Annotated in this window: 14 protein-coding genes; 6 read left to right on the top strand and 8 right to left on the bottom strand. The window is 68.3% G+C overall.

What is annotated here, in order from left to right:
• Nucleotides 1-113: 113 nt before the first annotated feature.
• Nucleotides 114-884, bottom strand: coding sequence for an IclR family transcriptional regulator (locus ACZ50J_RS20610; RefSeq protein WP_464299023.1), 771 nt, complete (start codon nucleotides 882-884; stop codon nucleotides 114-116).
• A gap of 81 nt (nucleotides 885-965) precedes the next feature.
• Here ACZ50J_RS20610 and hutH point away from each other — a divergent pair, with 81 nt between their 5' ends.
• The 6 genes from hutH to hutI all read left to right on the top strand — a co-directional run bounded on the left by hutH (nucleotide 966) and on the right by hutI (nucleotide 9,515).
• Entirely contained in the window at nucleotides 966-2,507 is a 1,542-nt protein-coding gene (gene hutH / locus ACZ50J_RS20605) for a histidine ammonia-lyase (RefSeq protein WP_464299022.1), read from the top strand.
• Nucleotides 2,508-2,593: 86 nt separating this feature from the next.
• Nucleotides 2,594-4,249 (top strand): urocanate hydratase, encoded by a 1,656-nt coding sequence (gene hutU, locus ACZ50J_RS20600; RefSeq protein WP_464299021.1) that lies wholly within the window; start codon nucleotides 2,594-2,596, stop codon nucleotides 4,247-4,249.
• 4 nt (nucleotides 4,250-4,253) lie between these two features.
• Nucleotides 4,254-5,672, top strand: coding sequence for a purine-cytosine permease family protein (locus ACZ50J_RS20595; RefSeq protein ID WP_464299020.1), 1,419 nt, complete (start codon nucleotides 4,254-4,256; stop codon nucleotides 5,670-5,672).
• Nucleotides 5,673-5,740: 68 nt separating this feature from the next.
• On the top strand, nucleotides 5,741-6,922 hold the full coding sequence (locus ACZ50J_RS20590) for an allantoate amidohydrolase (RefSeq protein ID WP_464301377.1): 1,182 nt from the start codon (nucleotides 5,741-5,743) through the stop codon (nucleotides 6,920-6,922).
• Nucleotides 6,919-8,247, top strand: a complete 1,329-nt coding sequence (locus ACZ50J_RS20585) for a formimidoylglutamate deiminase (RefSeq protein ID WP_464299019.1) — start codon at nucleotides 6,919-6,921, stop codon at nucleotides 8,245-8,247. The genes ACZ50J_RS20590 and ACZ50J_RS20585 overlap by 4 nt, the downstream gene beginning before the upstream one ends.
• Nucleotides 8,244-9,515: an imidazolonepropionase gene (hutI, locus tag ACZ50J_RS20580; RefSeq protein ID WP_464299018.1), complete on the top strand. Its 1,272-nt coding sequence runs from the start codon at nucleotides 8,244-8,246 to the stop codon at nucleotides 9,513-9,515. Before ACZ50J_RS20585 ends, hutI begins: the two co-directional genes overlap by 4 nt.
• Here the strand turns inward: hutI and ACZ50J_RS20575 are convergent.
• The 7 genes from ACZ50J_RS20575 to ACZ50J_RS20545 all read right to left on the bottom strand — a co-directional run bounded on the left by ACZ50J_RS20575 (nucleotide 9,448) and on the right by ACZ50J_RS20545 (nucleotide 15,846).
• Nucleotides 9,448-10,146, bottom strand: coding sequence for a hypothetical protein (locus ACZ50J_RS20575; RefSeq protein WP_464299017.1), 699 nt, complete (start codon nucleotides 10,144-10,146; stop codon nucleotides 9,448-9,450). The genes hutI and ACZ50J_RS20575 overlap by 68 nt on opposite strands.
• Before the next feature lie 38 nt (nucleotides 10,147-10,184).
• Complete coding sequence (locus ACZ50J_RS20570) at nucleotides 10,185-10,880, bottom strand: hypothetical protein (protein WP_464299016.1); 696 nt, start codon at nucleotides 10,878-10,880, stop codon at nucleotides 10,185-10,187.
• Nucleotides 10,881-10,915: 35 nt separating this feature from the next.
• Nucleotides 10,916-11,893 carry a magnesium transporter CorA family protein gene (locus ACZ50J_RS20565; RefSeq protein WP_464299015.1) on the bottom strand — a complete coding sequence of 326 codons (978 nt, stop codon included), beginning with the start codon at nucleotides 11,891-11,893 and terminating at the stop codon, nucleotides 10,916-10,918.
• Nucleotides 11,890-12,198 carry a DUF4333 domain-containing protein gene (locus ACZ50J_RS20560; protein ID WP_464299014.1) on the bottom strand — a complete coding sequence of 103 codons (309 nt, stop codon included), beginning with the start codon at nucleotides 12,196-12,198 and terminating at the stop codon, nucleotides 11,890-11,892. The genes ACZ50J_RS20565 and ACZ50J_RS20560 overlap by 4 nt, the downstream gene beginning before the upstream one ends.
• A gap of 88 nt (nucleotides 12,199-12,286) precedes the next feature.
• A complete protein-coding gene (locus ACZ50J_RS20555; RefSeq protein WP_464299013.1) occupies nucleotides 12,287-13,726 on the bottom strand; it encodes a dihydrolipoamide acetyltransferase family protein in 1,440 nt (479 codons plus the stop codon).
• Nucleotides 13,719-14,732 (bottom strand): alpha-ketoacid dehydrogenase subunit beta, encoded by a 1,014-nt coding sequence (locus tag ACZ50J_RS20550; protein ID WP_464299012.1) that lies wholly within the window; start codon nucleotides 14,730-14,732, stop codon nucleotides 13,719-13,721. The genes ACZ50J_RS20555 and ACZ50J_RS20550 overlap by 8 nt, the downstream gene beginning before the upstream one ends.
• Before the next feature lies 1 nt (nucleotide 14,733).
• Nucleotides 14,734-15,846 (bottom strand): thiamine pyrophosphate-dependent dehydrogenase E1 component subunit alpha, encoded by a 1,113-nt coding sequence (locus tag ACZ50J_RS20545; protein ID WP_464299011.1) that lies wholly within the window; start codon nucleotides 15,844-15,846, stop codon nucleotides 14,734-14,736.
• Nucleotides 15,847-15,864: the final 18 nt, after the last annotated feature.

Below are 15,864 nucleotides of genomic sequence, written 5' to 3'. Positions count from 1 at the left end.
GCCGAATGACGGCTCTCTCGGCGAATGACGGTCGTATAGGGCCGTCACTCGCCGAAGAAGCCGTCATTCGGGAAGGTTGGCGGTCTCGATACGTCCTTGCCCAGGGGCTCGGACTACTCGACCAGCATCTGTGGGCGGTGGCCGAGGCGGCGGCTGAGCTCTGCCGCGGCGGAGCGCACCGCCGCGACGAGGGGCCCGGCCGGTGGTGGGTCCTCGGCCGGGTAGGTCACCGCGATTCCGGCGGCCGGTCCACCGTTGTGGTCCAGGGCGGCGACCGCGACGGACGCGAAACCCTTTGACACCGAACCCGATTCGACGGCATACCCACGACGTCGTACCTGCGCCAGCTCCGAGTTGAGGACGGTCAGCGAGGTCGGTCCGAGACCGTTGCGTTGCACGAAGGACGCCCGATCCGGGTAGAGCGCGCGCAGTTGCGACGCAGGGAGCGCCGCCAGCATGGCGAGCCCGGACGCCGTGACGGAGGCCGGCAGGCGCACACCGACGTCGGTGACGAGTGACGGCCGGCGCGGGGCGCGCTCCTCGATCACGTAGAACACATCCCGCCCGTGCAGCACTGCCAGGTGCGCGTTGTGCGTGGTCGCCTCCACCAGGCGGGTCAGCACCGGCCGCGCGATCCGTTGCAACGGCGCCTGTCGGACGTATGCCGTGCCCAGCTCGAACGCGGCGACGCCGAGGCCCCATCGGCGGTCGTCCGACAGGTGCGTCACGAATCCGGAGTCGGCGAGCACGGCCAGCAGGTGGTAGGTCGAGGATCGCGGGAGATCCAGCTCGCGCGCGATCGCCGCGGCCGGCATCGGTTCGGCATGGCGTGCCAGCAACTGCAGCAGGGCGACGGCGGAGGCCGCGGCGGGTGCGTTCGCCATACCTCGCAGTGTCTCAGATCCGAGACGGTAAGAGTCGTCAGGCGCTACCGCCGATCCGGGGGCGGGTATGCAATGGGTCACATGAGCGAAACAGTTGTCGTAGGGATTGGTGCCGTCTCCATCGCCGATGTCGTCGCCGTCGCCCGCCATGACGCCGCGGTCGAGATCTCCGCGGAGTCCCTGGCGGAGGTCGAGCGCAGCCGCGCGATCATCGAGCGGCTGGCCGACGACCCGATCCCGCACTACGGCGTGTCCACCGGTTTCGGCGCGCTCGCGACCAAGCACATCCCCGTCGAGTCGCGCGCTCAACTGCAGCGCTCCCTGGTCCGGTCCCACGCCGCCGGCTCCGGCCCCGAGGTCGAGCGTGAGGTCGTCCGTGCACTGATGCTGCTGCGCATCAGCACACTGGCGACCGGTCGCACCGGTGTCCGTCCCGAGGTGCTGCAGACGTATGTCGGCATGCTCAACGCCGGCATCACCCCGTGCGTCCGCGAATACGGATCGCTCGGCTGCTCCGGTGACCTCGCGCCGCTGGCCCACTGTGCGCTGGCGCTGATGGGCGAGGGTGAGGTGCGCAACGCGGACGGCGTGCAGCAGTCCGCGGCGGACGCGCTCGCCGCCGCCGGCCTGACGCCGGTCGAGCTCCGGGAGAAGGAGGGCCTGGCCCTCATCAACGGCACCGACGGCATGCTCGGGATGCTCTGCCTGGCGATCACCGACCTGGCCGAGCTGACCAAGGTCGCCGACATCACGGCCGCCATGTCCGTCGAGGGCCTGCTCGGCACCGACGACGTCTTCGCCGCCGACCTGCACGAGCTGCGCCCGCAGCACGGCCAGGCCGACAGCGCCGCGAACCTGCGGATCCTTTTGAAGGACAGCGAGATCCGCGAGAGTCACCGCGACCCCGCCGCGTGCACCCGTGTGCAGGACGCCTACTCGCTGCGCTGTTCGCCGCAGGTCGCCGGCGGTGTGCGGGACACAATCGCGCATGCCACGAGCGTGGCGAACGCCGAGCTGGCCGCGGCCGTCGACAACCCGGTCGTCACCAAGGACGGCCGAGTCGAGTCCAACGGCAACTTCCACGGTGCCCCGGTCGCCTACGTCCTGGACTTCCTCGCAATCGTGACCGCGGATCTCGCGAGCATCAGCGAGCGGCGCACCGACCGCTTCCTCGACGTCGCCCGCAATAACGGCCTGCCGCCGTTCCTGGCCGACGACCCGGGCGTCGACTCGGGGCACATGATCGCCCAATACACCCAGGCAGCAATCGTTTCCGAGCTCAAACGGCTCGCAAACCCGGCTTCGGTCGACTCCATCCCGTCGAGCGCGATGCAGGAGGACCACGTCTCGATGGGCTGGTCCGGTGCCCGCAAGCTGCGCCGCTCGGTGGACGGTCTGCGCCGGGTCCTGTCGATCGAGCTGCTGACCGCCGCGCGCGGTATCCGGCTGCGTACGCCGCTGCAGCCGTCCGCGGCGACGGGCGCCGTCCTCACGGCGCTGCCGAACGTCGGCGTCCCCGGACCCGACCGTTACCTCGCACCCGAGATCGAGGAGGCCGTCGAGTTCGTCGCCTCCGGTGCAGCTCTTGCGGCTGCCGAGAGGGTCACCGGCGCGCTGCGCTGACGTCGGGTCTCGATACGCCCGCTCGTTCCTCACGGGCTACTCGACCAGCAAACGAAATTGACTGACAACGAAAGGATCTGACGATCATGGAAGGTGCACGACCGGTACGCGCCCCGCGCGGAACGAACCTCACGGCGCAGTCCTGGGCCGCCGAAGCCCCGATGCGCATGCTCATGAACAACCTCGACCCCGAGGTGGCGGAGCACCCCGACGAGCTCGTCGTGTATGGCGGCACCGGACGCGCCGCACGCGACTGGCGATCCTTCGATGCGATGGTCCGGACGCTGGAGAAGCTGAAGGCCGACGAGACCATGCTCGTGCAGTCCGGACGCCCGGTGGGTGTCATGCAGACGCACGAGTGGGCGCCACGTGTGCTCATCGCGAACTCCAATCTCGTTCCGGACTGGGCGAATTGGCCGGAGTTCCGTCGTCTGGAGCAGCTCGGCCTGACGATGTACGGCCAGATGACCGCCGGTTCGTGGATCTACATCGGCACCCAGGGCATCGTGCAGGGCACCTACGAGACCTTCGCCGCCGTCGCCGAGAAGCGCTTCAACGGCACCCTTGCCGGAACCCTCACGCTGACCGCAGGCTGCGGTGGCATGGGTGGCGCCCAGCCGCTCGCCGTCACGCTGAACGACGGTGCCTGCCTGATCGTCGACGTGGACGAGTCCCGCCTGCGGCGTCGTGTCGAGCACCGCTACCTCGACGAGGTCGCCGACAACCTGGACGACGCCATCGAGAAGGCCGTCGCCGCCAAGAACGACCGCCGTGCGTGGTCCGTCGGCGTCGTCGGCAATGCCGCCGAGATCTTCCCCGAGCTGCTGCGTCGTGGCGTGCCGATCGACATCGTCACCGACCAGACCAGCGCACACGACCCGCTTTCCTATCTACCGGAAGACATTTCGCCGGAGGACTGGCACGACTACGCCACGAAGAAGCCCGAGGAGTTCACCGACCGGTCGCGTGCTTCGATGGCCAAGCACGTGCAGGCGATGGTCGAGTTCCAGGACGCCGGAGCCGAGGTCTTTGACTACGGCAACTCGATCCGCGACGAGGCCCGCAAGGGTGGCTACGAGCGAGCGTTTGAGTTCCCGGGCTTCGTCCCGGCATACATCCGCCCGCTGTTCTGCGAGGGCAAGGGCCCGTTCCGCTGGGCGGCGCTGTCCGGGGACCCGAAGGACATCTACGCCACCGACAAGGCCGTGATGGACCTCTTCCCCGACAACGACCGCCTCCAGAAGTGGATGCGTGGTGCCAAGGAGAAGATCGCCTTCCAGGGTCTGCCGGCCCGCATCTGCTGGCTCGGCTACGGCGAACGCGACAAGGCCGGTCTGGCCTTCAACGACCTGGTCGCTCGTGGCGAGGTCAGCGCACCGATCGTGATCGGCCGCGACCACCTCGACTGTGGTTCGGTCGCCTCGCCATACCGCGAAACCGAAGCAATGGCAGACGGATCCGATGCGATCGCCGACTGGCCACTGCTGAACGCACTGGTCAACACCAGCTCCGGCGCGAGCTGGGTGTCGATCCACCACGGCGGCGGCGTCGGCATCGGCCGCTCGATTCACGCCGGCCAGGTCTCCCTCGCCGACGGCACCCCGCTGGCCGCGCAGAAGCTGGCCCGCGTGCTGACCAACGACCCGGGCATGGGCGTCATCCGGCACGTCGACGCCGGTTATGACCGGGCCGAGGACGTGGCGACCGAGCGCGGCGTGCGCGTTCCGATGCGGGAGGAGTGAGGCGATGGCCGTCGGCGGCGCAACGCAGATCGAGAAGCGCAGCATCGAGGTCGTGCCCGGCCATGAACGGCACGGCTCACCGATCAATCAGTTCACGCTGTGGTTCGGGGCGAACATGCAGATCACTGCGGTCGTCGACGGCGCCCTCGCGGTCGTGTTCGGCGCGGACGCGATGTGGGCGATCATCGGACTGCTGATCGGCAACCTGCTCGGCGGTGCGGTCATGGCGCTGCACTCCGCGCAGGGCCCGCACCTGGGTCTGCCGCAGATGATCAGCAGCCGCGCGCAGTTCGGTGTCTTCGGCGCTGCGCTGCCGTTGGTCCTCGTGATCGTCATGTACCTCGGCTTCGCGGCCACCGGAACCGTCCTCTCCGGACAGGCGATCAACAAGATCCTGCACATCGACGCGAAACCCGTGGGCATCATCATCTTCGGGATCCTCACCTTCGTCGTGGCGGCCTTCGGCTATCGGTGGATCCACAAGCTGGGGCGACTGGCCACCGTGCTCGGCTTCCTCGGCTTCGCCTGGCTGACCTTCCGGGTCTTCCACGAGAACAGTGCGCACACGCTGTTCGGTACGCCGCACTTCGACGCCGCACCGTTCCTGTTGGCCATCGCGCTCGGCGCCGGCTGGCAGCTCACGTTCGGCCCGTATGTCGCCGACTACTCCCGCTATCTGCCGCGCGACACCACCATCGCCAGCACCTTCTGGGCGACCCTCGGGGGCAGCGTGATCGGCTCGATGTGGTCGATGACTCTCGGCGCGCTGATCGCCTCGATCCCGAAGTCGACGTTCCTGGACAACCAGGTCGGCTTCGTCGGCGACCTGGCCGGCGGCGGCGCCATCGCGTTCGTGATCTACATCGTCATCGTGGTCGGCAAACTGACCGTCAACACGCTCAACGCGTACGGCGGATCGATGACGATGCTCACGACCACAACGGCATTCACTCGCCGAGACACAGTGCGACCCGCGGCCCGGATCGCGTTCGTCTTCGGCTTCCTCGCCTGCTCGGTCGTGGTCGCACTGGCCGGCTCGGCGAACTTCCTGGACAACTTCAAGAACTTCGTGCTGCTGCTGTTGACGGTCTTCATCCCCTGGAGCGCGATCAACCTGGTCGACTACTACTTGGTCTCCAAGGAACGTGTCGACGTCCCCGCGCTGTATGACGAGAACGGTCGCTACGGCCGCTACAACGTCTGCGGGCTGGTGACCTACCTGATCGGCATCGTCGTGCAGATTCCGTTCCTGTCGCAGAGTCTCTACACCGGGCCGATCGCGAAAGCGATTGATGGTGCTGACGTTTCGTGGATCGTCGGCCTGGTCATCACGGCTGCGGTCTACTACCCGTGGGCGCGTGCCACCTCACGGCCACCCGAGCATTCGATCCTGCCGGCGGATCTCGAGGAGGAGCTCGTATGAGTGACAAGGGTCTCGATACGGGCTCGCCTAGCGGCTCGCCCTACTCGACCAGCTTGGGGTTCGACCGGATGTGGGGCGACCTCGACCCGGTCGGCCGTGCGCAGTCCGGCGGCTACCGGCGCTTCGCCTGGACCGCCGAGGACCACACGCTGCGTGAGTGGTTCGCGGGAGAGTGCGCAGGGCGCGGCCTCGACCTGGTCGAGGACCGGATGGGCAACCAGTGGGCGTGGTGGGGAGACCCGGACGCCGACGGCCCCGGAATCGTCATCGGCTCGCACCTGGACTCGGTCCCCGACGGCGGAGCGTATGACGGTCCGCTCGGTGTCGTGTCCGCGCTCGCAGCGCTGGACGCCTTGCGGGACAAGGGATTCACTCCGAAACGGCCTCTCGCGGTCGTCAACTTCGGCGACGAGGAGGGCGCGCGGTTCGGCGTCGCCTGCGCCGGATCACGGGTGATCACCGGAGCCATGACCGCGGAGCGAGCCCTCGGCCTGACGGACGCGGACGGCATCTCCATGGCGGAGGCGTTGCGCAGAGCGGGGCGCGACCCTGCAGCGATCGGCCCGGACCCCGAGGCGCTGCGCCGCATCGGCCAGTTCGTCGAGCTGCACGTGGAGCAGGGTCGAGCTCTCGCCGACCTCGACCCGGCGACGTCGGCGGTCGCGATCGGCACCGACATCTGGCCGCACGGCCGGTGGCGGATCGACCTGCCCGGCACGGCAAATCACGCGGGCACCACGGCATTGGCGGATCGGCACGATGCGATGCTGTCCGCGGCGCAGGTCGTCCTTGCGGCCCGCGAAGCGGCGACCAGGAACGGTTGCGTCGCGACCACCGGGAAGATCGCGGTGGAGCCGGGCGGGGTGAACGCCATACCCTCGCACGTCCGGCTGTGGCTGGACGCTCGCGGCGCGGACCAGAATGCCGTGCGGGCAACGGTTTCCGCGGTTGAGCAGGCCGCCGAACGTTGTGGCGGAACGATGACCGAGGAGTCCTGGACCGAGACGACCCGGTTCGACGACGACCTGTCTGGGCGGCTGCGGCAGATCCTCGGCGAGCAGACGCCGATGCTCGGCACCGGTGCGGGTCACGATGCGGGTGTGCTGGCGACGGCCGGGGTCTCGACGTCGATGCTCTTCGTCCGCAACCCGACCGGTGTGTCGCACTCGCCCGAGGAGTTCGCGGAGCGGGACGACTGCCTGCAGGGAGTTGAGGCGCTGACCACGGTGGTGCAGGAATTGTCCTCATGACGACCTACTGGGCCGAATTCGCCATACTCCCAGGTGGTTTGGCGCGAGACGTTGCCTTCCACATCGAAGGTGATGTCTTCGACCGGATCGAGACCGGGCAGCCGCAGGGCGATTCGCACCGGCTGCCCGGAGTCGTCCTGCCCGGTCTGGCCAACACGCACAGTCACGCGTTCCATCGCGCGCTGCGCGGCCGCACACACTCCGAGGGTGGCACCTTCTGGACCTGGCGGTCCCGGATGTATGACGCAGCACGGCGTCTCGACCCGGACAACTACCTGGCTCTTGCCCGGGCGACTTATGCCGAGATGGCATTGGCCGGGGTGACGAGCGTGGGGGAGTTCCACTACGTGCACCACGCTCCCGACGGCACGCCTTACGACAATCCCAACGCGATGGGTGAGGCGCTGCAGCAGGCGGCCCGGGAGGCCGGTGTGCGGCTCACCCTGCTCGACACCTGTTATCTCGCAGGGGGATTGACCGCTGACGGGCACCAGCCGCTCGCAACCGAGCAGCGCCGGTTCGGCGATGGGGACGTCTCGCGGTGGGCCGAGCGGGTCTCCCGGTTGTGGGACGACGCCACGAGCCGTGTCGGCACCGCCATCCACTCGGTGCGCGCTGTGCCCCGCGAGCAGTTGCGAGACTTCGTGCAATACACGCACTTCGGGCAGACCTGGCAGACGATGCACGCGCACGTCTCGGAGCAGCCGGCGGAAAATGAGGCGTGCCAAGCGTTTTACGGGATGACGCCGGTGCAGTTGCTCGCCGAGGCCGGCGCCGTCGACGGCGAGTTCACCGCGGTGCACGCCACGCACTTGACCGACGCGGACATCGCCGTCCTGGGTGGTGCGCACGCCACCGCCGCGTTCTGTCCGACGACCGAGCGGGATCTCGCGGACGGCATCGGCCCGGCGCGCGAGCTGCTGGACGCCGGTGCGCGTCTCAGTCTGGGCTCCGACCAGCACGCGGTCATCGACCCGTTCGAGGAGATCCGCGGTCTGGAGTCGCACGAGCGGCTGCGCAGCCTGCACCGTGGCCGGATCGGCCAGGGCGAGCTGCTCGCGGCAGCCACGGCCCACGACACGATCGGGTGGGCGGAGGCCGGAGCGCTGCGCGTGGGTGCCAAGGCCGACCTGGTGGCCGTCGATCTCACCTCTCCCCGAACCGCAGGCGTGCCAGCGGAATTCGTGCACACTGCGGCAACGGCTGCGGACGTCACCGACGTGATCCGCGACGGCGAGGTGGTGGTCGCCGACCGACAGCATCGGCTCGGTGACGTCGGGCACCTGCTGAACGAAGCCATCGACACCTTGTGGGAGGACCGATGACCGCCACTGCACTGACCAACATCGGCGAGCTGGTCACCAACGACCCGACGCACCCGGAGGGCGACGGTTCGCCGCTCGGTCTGATCCGTGATGCGGCAGTGGTCGTCGAGGGCGGGAAGGTGGCATGGGTCGGCCGCTCGTCCGCCGTCTCGGCCACCGATGAGCGCAGCGACCTCGGTGGCTGTGCGGTGATCCCTTCCTTCGTGGACAGCCACAGCCACCTGGTGTTCGCCGGCGACAGGTCGGCGGAGTTCGCCGCTCGGATGACCGGTGAGCCGTATGACGGCGGTGGCATCGCGGTCTCGATGAAGGCGACTCGGGCCGCCACCGACGACGAGCTGCGCGTTCTGCTTGCGCGCCGGATCGCCGAGATGCGCGCGCAGGGGACCGGTGTCGTCGAGATCAAGAGCGGCTACGGGCTCGACATCGACAACGAGGCACGTGCACTTCGGATCGCGTCTGAATTCACCGATGAGACAACGTTCCTCGGCGCCCACGTTGTCCCGCCGGAGTTCCGCGACGGCGACTCCGGACGCAGTGATTACCTCGCCCTGGTCTGCGGCGACATGCTCGCGGCCTGTGCGCCATACGCCCGGTGGATCGACGTGTTCTGCGAACCCAACAGCGCCTTCGCCTTCACTGGTGAGGAGTCCGAGCGCGTGCTGAGAGCCGGCGCCGATGCCGGTCTCGAGCTCCGCGTGCACGGCAACCAGCTCGGACACGGACCCGGTGTCGGTCTCGCGGTCCAGCTCGGCGCGGCAAGTGTCGACCACTGCACCTTCCTCAGCGACGCCGATGTCGACGCATTGGCCGGATCGTCAACGGTGGCAACACTGTTGCCAGGTGTGGAGTTCTCGACGAAGTCGCCATACCCCGATGCGCGTCGGTTGATCGACGCCGGCGTGAGCGTCGCGTTGGCGAGCGACTGCAACCCGGGGACCTGCTACTCCAGCTCGATCCCGTTCGCGATTGCGGTCGCCGTCCGGGACATGGGTATGACGCCCGCGGAGGCGTTGCTCGCTGCAACATCCGGTGCGGCGAAGTCACTGCGCCGCAACGACATCGGCGTCATACGCGTTGGTGCCCGCACGGATCTGACCGTGCTCGATGCGCCTTCCTACCTGCACATCCCCTACCGGCCGGGCGTGCCGATCGCGAAAATCGCTGACCACGGACTGAGCGGTCGCCTCACCAGAGGCCTCAGTAGGTGCTCTCCTCCGCGAGATCCTGCAGCCAGGGATCGAAGTCGGAGGTTGCCACCTTGGTGAAGTCCGCCGCCGTACGGCAGTAACCGGTGTACGCGAGAGCGAGATCGCCGTCGCGATAGGCGATGATCCGGGCCCGGGCCTTGCCGTAGTCGACGGTGGAGTCGGCCATGGTGACGTGCCCGACGTCGCTGAGGCCGGCTACGAAGGCGTTGAGCTTCGTCGTCGTCCTGCTGCGATAGGCAGGTTTGGGATGGCCGGGGAAGAGCGACGAATTGTCGACGGCGATCTTCTCGAGTACATCCCGGTTCGTCATCGGGTGTGCACCCCCGGCCCCGTCGAGTTGCCACAGCCGGACGTAACAGCCGGGTTTGACGAACCACTGCTGCAGCCCGTCCTGCTTCTTCGGCAGCTTCGTCCACGTCGAGGGGTCCTTCGGCAGGCGCCAGATGAGGTCGATCGGTGCTTTGTGCGCATCATGGGAGGCCCGGACCCGCGTCTGCTCCGACCCATCGTCGGTTGTCGCTGCTGGAGCGGACGCCGTCGGGACGGCCGCTTCGGCCGTGCGCGTGCCGGCAACGGTGGCCGACGGGGTCGTGACGGTGCTCGACGCACCGTCCTGACATCCCGTGACCGACGCGGCGAGCAGGACACCGACGCCGGCAGTGACGCCGGCAATGACGTTCTTGTGCATGGGATCTCGGTCCTTCCTCGTCGTCATGCGACGTGCGATCAGTAGGTGGTGCGCACCTGCAGTTTGTTGATGAACGGGTCGAGTTCGGACTTCGAGGCCGACGCGAAGAGTTGTCGCGTGCCACAGACGCTCACCGCGGTGAGCGCGAAGTCCCCGCTCCGATAGGCGACGATCCGGGACCGGCCGGACCTGCCGTAGTGGACCAACGACTCCTGCATGGTCACCTGCGACGTTCCCTGCAGCCCGTCGACGAAGTTCGTCACCAGGCGCGTCCGTCGACCGTGGTAGGTCGGCTGTGGCTTGCCGGGGAAGGCCGTGGAGTTCTGTTCGGCGGTGTGCTCGAGGACGTCCCGGGAGTCCGGCGTTGCCGCAGTGCCGAGGCCGGCGGGCTGTCCCAGCGTGATGACGCAGCGGCCCGCGACCTGCCACTGCATGGTGCCGCGATCGGTCTTCAGTTTCTTCCAGGACGCCGGCGGACGGGGATAGCGCCAGGTCAGATCCTTCGGTGGGGCGCCCGCGACGATCTTCGCCTCGAGATCCTGCTGATTGCCCGTCGTCCCCGACGAAGGGGATCCGGTCGGTGGTGTCGTGCTCGCCCTCGACGGCACCGCGCGCGATGACGTTGCCGACGTCGCGCTCACCTCTGGTGCTCCGCTGGTGCAGCCGCCGAGTGCTCCGGCCACCAGTGCGGCAGTGATGATCCCGGCCGCGCCGCGGCCTCCCCTCGTCCCCATGGCGCCCGACCCTACCGTGGATCGAAGCGACTGAGTCACAACCAGTTTCGGCGTTTGAACACGGCATACAGGCCGACCGCGAGGACGACCATCAGCATCGTGCTGAACCAGAACCCCCAGTGCTGGTTGAAGCCCGGGTAGGGCACGTTCTGGCCGTACCACCCGGTGATCAGCGTCGGGACCGCGATGATCGCCGCCCACGAGGTCAGCTTCTTCATGATGTTGTTCAGCGCGGCGTCACCGAGCGCGAGATTCGTGTCCTGCACTGTCTCCATGGTGTCCCGGAGCGACTCGGTCCACTCGGCGACGCGCATGGTGTGGTCGTAGAGGTCCTCATAGAACGGCAGGAGATCGTGCTGTTGGTCCTCGCCGCCGATGCGTCGCAGGATCGTCGTGACGACCTCGCGCATCGGCAGGGCAACCCGGCGCATCCGGCCGATCCGCTTGTGCAGGCTGAACGCTTCCCGGGCGATCTGCGGTCCGGCGTGCTGCTCGGCGAAGAGGCGATCCTCCAGTTCGTCGACCTGGTCGTCGATGCGGGTCGTGACGTCGAAGTAGTCGTCCACGACGGTGTCCAGGATGGTGTGCAGCAGCGCCTTGGCGCCGAGTCGGACCAGGTCCGGGTTGTCCGACAGCGCGTCCTCGACGTCGCTCACCGGGAAGTTGTCGCCGAGGCGCACCGTGACGACGGCTCGGGGGAGCACGATGATCGACATTCGGTGCAGGTCACTGTCATCGGCCAGCTGGGACACCGTGAAGCAGGTGATGAAGAAGTAGGACTCGAAGCGCACGGCCTTGGGCCGCTCGTGCTGCGTCAGCGCATCCTCGACCGTGTGCTCGTCGAGGTCGATCGCCGCAGCCAGCTCGCGCACGTCCGTGTGCTCGGGGTCGACCAGATCGACCCACGTCAAGGTGTCCTCCGCCGACAGCAGCTGCGGCAGGTCGGACAGCGAGACATCGCTGCGGTCCAGCTCGCCGGACCGCCATACGCGGGTCCGGCGCTCGCAGGTCATCCCTTGCGCTTGATGCTGTAGCTCACCTTGTCGCCGTCGACCTTGTCGACGACCGCGGTGATCTTCTGCTGCTTGCCGTCGATCTCGACGGTGCAATCGGTGGTCGCCTTGACCTTGGCCTTCAGGTTGTCGTCGCACTTGACGTCGCCGACCTTGGAGCCGGTCGCCGCGGCGCTGACCTTCTCCTTGATCTGCGACTGCAGGTCACCCTTCTTGACGACCTTGTCGCCACAGCCGGCGAGCAGCCCGATGACCGCGACGCCTGCGGCGAGACCGGCCGCACCGCGGCGGACAGAGTTCTTCATGGACCCTCCAGCTGTCATGCGCATCACGGGCGCGAGTTTACGTGCTGCCCCACCGGAACGGGTAGGTCACTCGTGAACCACGCTGCCGTCATACATCGCCGAGCAGCTGCAGCGGCCGTTCGACGGCATCGGCGACGAACCGCAGGAAGCCGCCCGCCACCCCGCCGTCGCACACCCGGTGGTCGAAGGTGAGACCGAGCTGCGCGACCTTCCGCACGGCGAGCTGACCGTCGACCACCCACGGGCGGTCGATGATCCGGCCGACGCCGATCATGGCGGCCTCGGGGTGGTTGAGGATCGGCGTGCTGCCGTCGACACCGAACACGCCGTAGTTGTTCAGCGTGAACGTGCCACCGGTCAGCTCGGCCGGCGCCAGCGTGCCCGCACGGGCGGCATCGACCAGCTGGACCATCCGCTCGGCGAGCTGCCGGGTCGTCATACGGTCGGCATCGTGCACCACCGGGACGACGAGGCCGCGCGGAGAGTCGGCCGCGAACCCCAGGTGTATGGCGCCGTGGCGCACGATCTCCTGGCGCTCCGTGTCGACGGAGGCGTTCAGCTCCGGGTACTTGCCGAGGCCGGCGACGCAGATGCGACCCAGCAGCGCCAGCAGCCCGCCGCGTTCGAGGCCGATCGCGCGGCGTGCCTCCACCAGGCCGGTCGCATCGGCGTCCACCCAGGTGGTGGCGTCGGGGATCTCGCGTCGGGAGGTGGTCAGCTTGTCCGCGACCATGCGCCGGATGCCGGTCAACGGCACGCGTTCGTCGCCGACGGAAGCGGGTCGAGTGCCGGGGGTGCCGACGGAAGCGGGTCGAGTAGGGGGAGCCCCCAAGGGCGAGCCCGTATCGAGACCTTGTTCCACGGTTGCCGCCGTAGGTCTCGATACACCTCCCCCGCTGCGCTCCTCCGGCACTCGACCCGCTTGTAGGACCGCATCCACGTCGCTGCGACGGATGATGCCGTCCGGACCGGGAGCGACGGTGCGCAGATCGAGCCCGCGGTCCGCAGCAAGCTTGCGCACGATCGGCGAGATGACCTTCGGTGCGCTGTGGACCTTCGGCACACCACCCTGCCGAATGACGGCTTCCTCGCCGAGTGACGGCGAGATCGGACCGTCGGTCGCCGAGGAAGCCGTCATTCGGGATGGTGTGGTGGCGGCGGTGCGCTGGCGACGGCGGGCGGCGCGGCGGCCGGACGATCCGGACCCGCCGACGTCGGTCGTGCCGTAGCCGACGAGTACGGCACCCGAGCCGTCCTGTGCACCGTCGGCCGGCGTATCACCCGAGACGCCGGATTCGACTGTCAGCAGGGCGGATCCGACGGCGATGGTGTCGCCCTCGGCGCCGTGCCGGGTGTGCACGCGACCGGCATACGGGCACGGCACCTCGACGGTGGCCTTGGCGGTCTCGACCACCACCACGTGCTGGTCGATGGCGACCTCGTCGCCGTCGGCGACCAGCCACTCGACGAGATCGGCCTCGGTGAGGCCCTCGCCGAGGTCCGGCAGGTTGAAGGTCTGCTCAGCCACGCGCACCCACTCCTGCGAACGTCAGGTCGGGCTGGTCGTCCCACTGCAACCGGGAGATCGCGTCCAGAATGCGTTCCACACCAGGCAGATACGTCTTCTCCAGCATCGGCGCCGGGTATGGCGTGGGCAATCCGCTCACCCGCGCGACGGGTGCGTGCAGCGAGTGGAAGCAGCGCTCGGTGACCCGAGCGGCAACCTCGCCGGAGACGCCCGCGAAGCCCTGCGCCTCGGCGACGACCACGCAACGGCCGGTACGACGCACCGACTCCACCACGGTCTCGTCGTCGAACGGCACGATCGTGCGCAGGTCGATGACCTCGACGCTCCAGCCCTCCTCGGCGGCCGCTTCGGCCGCCTTGAGCACGGTCGGCACGGACGGCCCGTAGGTGACGATCGTGACGTCGTCGCCGTCGCGACGGACTTTCGCCTTGCCGAATCCCGGTTGTTTGGAAGGGAGTTCGATCTCCTGCTTCGACCAGTAGAGCGCCTTGGGCTCCATGAAGATCACCGGATCGGGATCGTCGATCGCCTCGCGCAGCAGGCTGTAGGCGTCGGCTGCGTCGGACGGCGTCACGACCTTCAGGCCGGGGGTGTGCGCGTAGTAGCCCTCGCTCGAATCGCAGTGGTGCTCGACGCCGCCGATGCCCCCGGCACACGGGACGCGGATGACCATCGGCAACCCGACGGCACCCGAGGTGCGGTTGCGCATCTTGGCGACGTGCGAGGTGATCTGCTCGAATGCCGGGTAGGCGAAGGCATCGAACTGCATCTCGACGACCGGGCGAAAACCGGTGAGGCACATACCGATTGCGAAGCCGACGATGCCGGACTCGGCCAGCGGTGTGTCGAAGCACCGCTGCTCACCGAACTCCTGCGTGAGGCCGTCGGTGATGCGGAAGACGCCGCCGAGGGTGCCGACGTCCTCGCCGAACACCAGCACGTCGTCGTCCGCGGTCAGTGCGTCGCGCAGCGCGGTGTTGAGGGCGCCGCCCATGGTGACTGTCATGTCAGGCCTCCTCGGCGTCGAGCTCGGCGCGGACCATCTCGCGTGCTTCGTCCAGCTGGGGTGTGGATGCGGCAAAGACGTTGTCGAACAACGACATCGGGTCGACGCTCGGGTCGGCATTCATCCGCTCACGCAGGTCGGCGGCCTTCGCCTCGGCCTCTGCGTTCGTCGCGGCGACCATGTCGTCGTTGAGCTCACCTCGGGCGCGCAGCCACGCCTCGATGCGCGCGATCGGGTCACGGTCCAGCCACGCGGTGACCTCGTCGGAGGAGCGGTAGCGGGTGGCGTCGTCGGCGTTGGTGTGCGCGTCCATCCGGTAGGTGTGCGCCTCGATGAGGAACGGACCCTTGCCACTGCGGCAGTGCTCGAGCGCGACATCCATGACCGCGAGCACCGCGGCCGGGTCGTTGCCGTCGACCTGTTCGGCGGGGACGCCATACCCGATTCCCTTGTAGGCCAACGATGGTGCCTTGGTCTGCTTGGAGAGCGGGACGCTGATGGCGTACTCGTTGTTCTGCACGAAGAAGATGACCGGTGCCTCGAAGACGGCCGCGAAGTTGAGCGCTTCGTGGAAGTCGCCCTCGCTGGTGGCGCCGTCGCCGATGAACGCGAGCGCGACGTTGTCGGTGCCGCGCCGCTTCTCCCCGTATGCCGCACCGGCCGCATGCACCAGCTGTGTCGACAACGGCGTGCACTGCGCTGCGGTCCTGGTCGCGATCGGGTCGTAGCCGCAATGGCTGTCGCCGCGCAGCAGGGAGAGCACCTCGATCGGGTCGATGCCGCGGGTCACGAGGGCCATCGACTCGCGGTAGGTCGGGAAGAGCCAGTCACCACTGCCGATCGAGATCGTCGCACCGACCTGGCAAGCCTCCTGGCCGCGGGAGCTCGGGTAGACCGCGAGGCGTCCCTGTTTGGTCAGCGCCGTCGCCTGGATGTCGAAACGGCGCCCGACGACCATCGCGTGCCACATCGCGCGCAGCCGGGCAGCGCTCGGCATCGGGTAGTCACGACGTGCGCCGGCCTGCTCGACCTCCGCGCCGGTCGGGTCGATCAATTGCACCGGGTTGGGCGACGGCAGCAGCGCAGCCGTCATCGCCTCGGCTGTGGTCTCCATCACACAATTGTCACGCCG

This window comes from Flexivirga sp. G2, assembly GCF_055397625.1.
The sequence above is the reverse complement of the archived record's forward strand: the minus strand, read 5'-3'. Positions and strand labels throughout refer to the sequence as shown.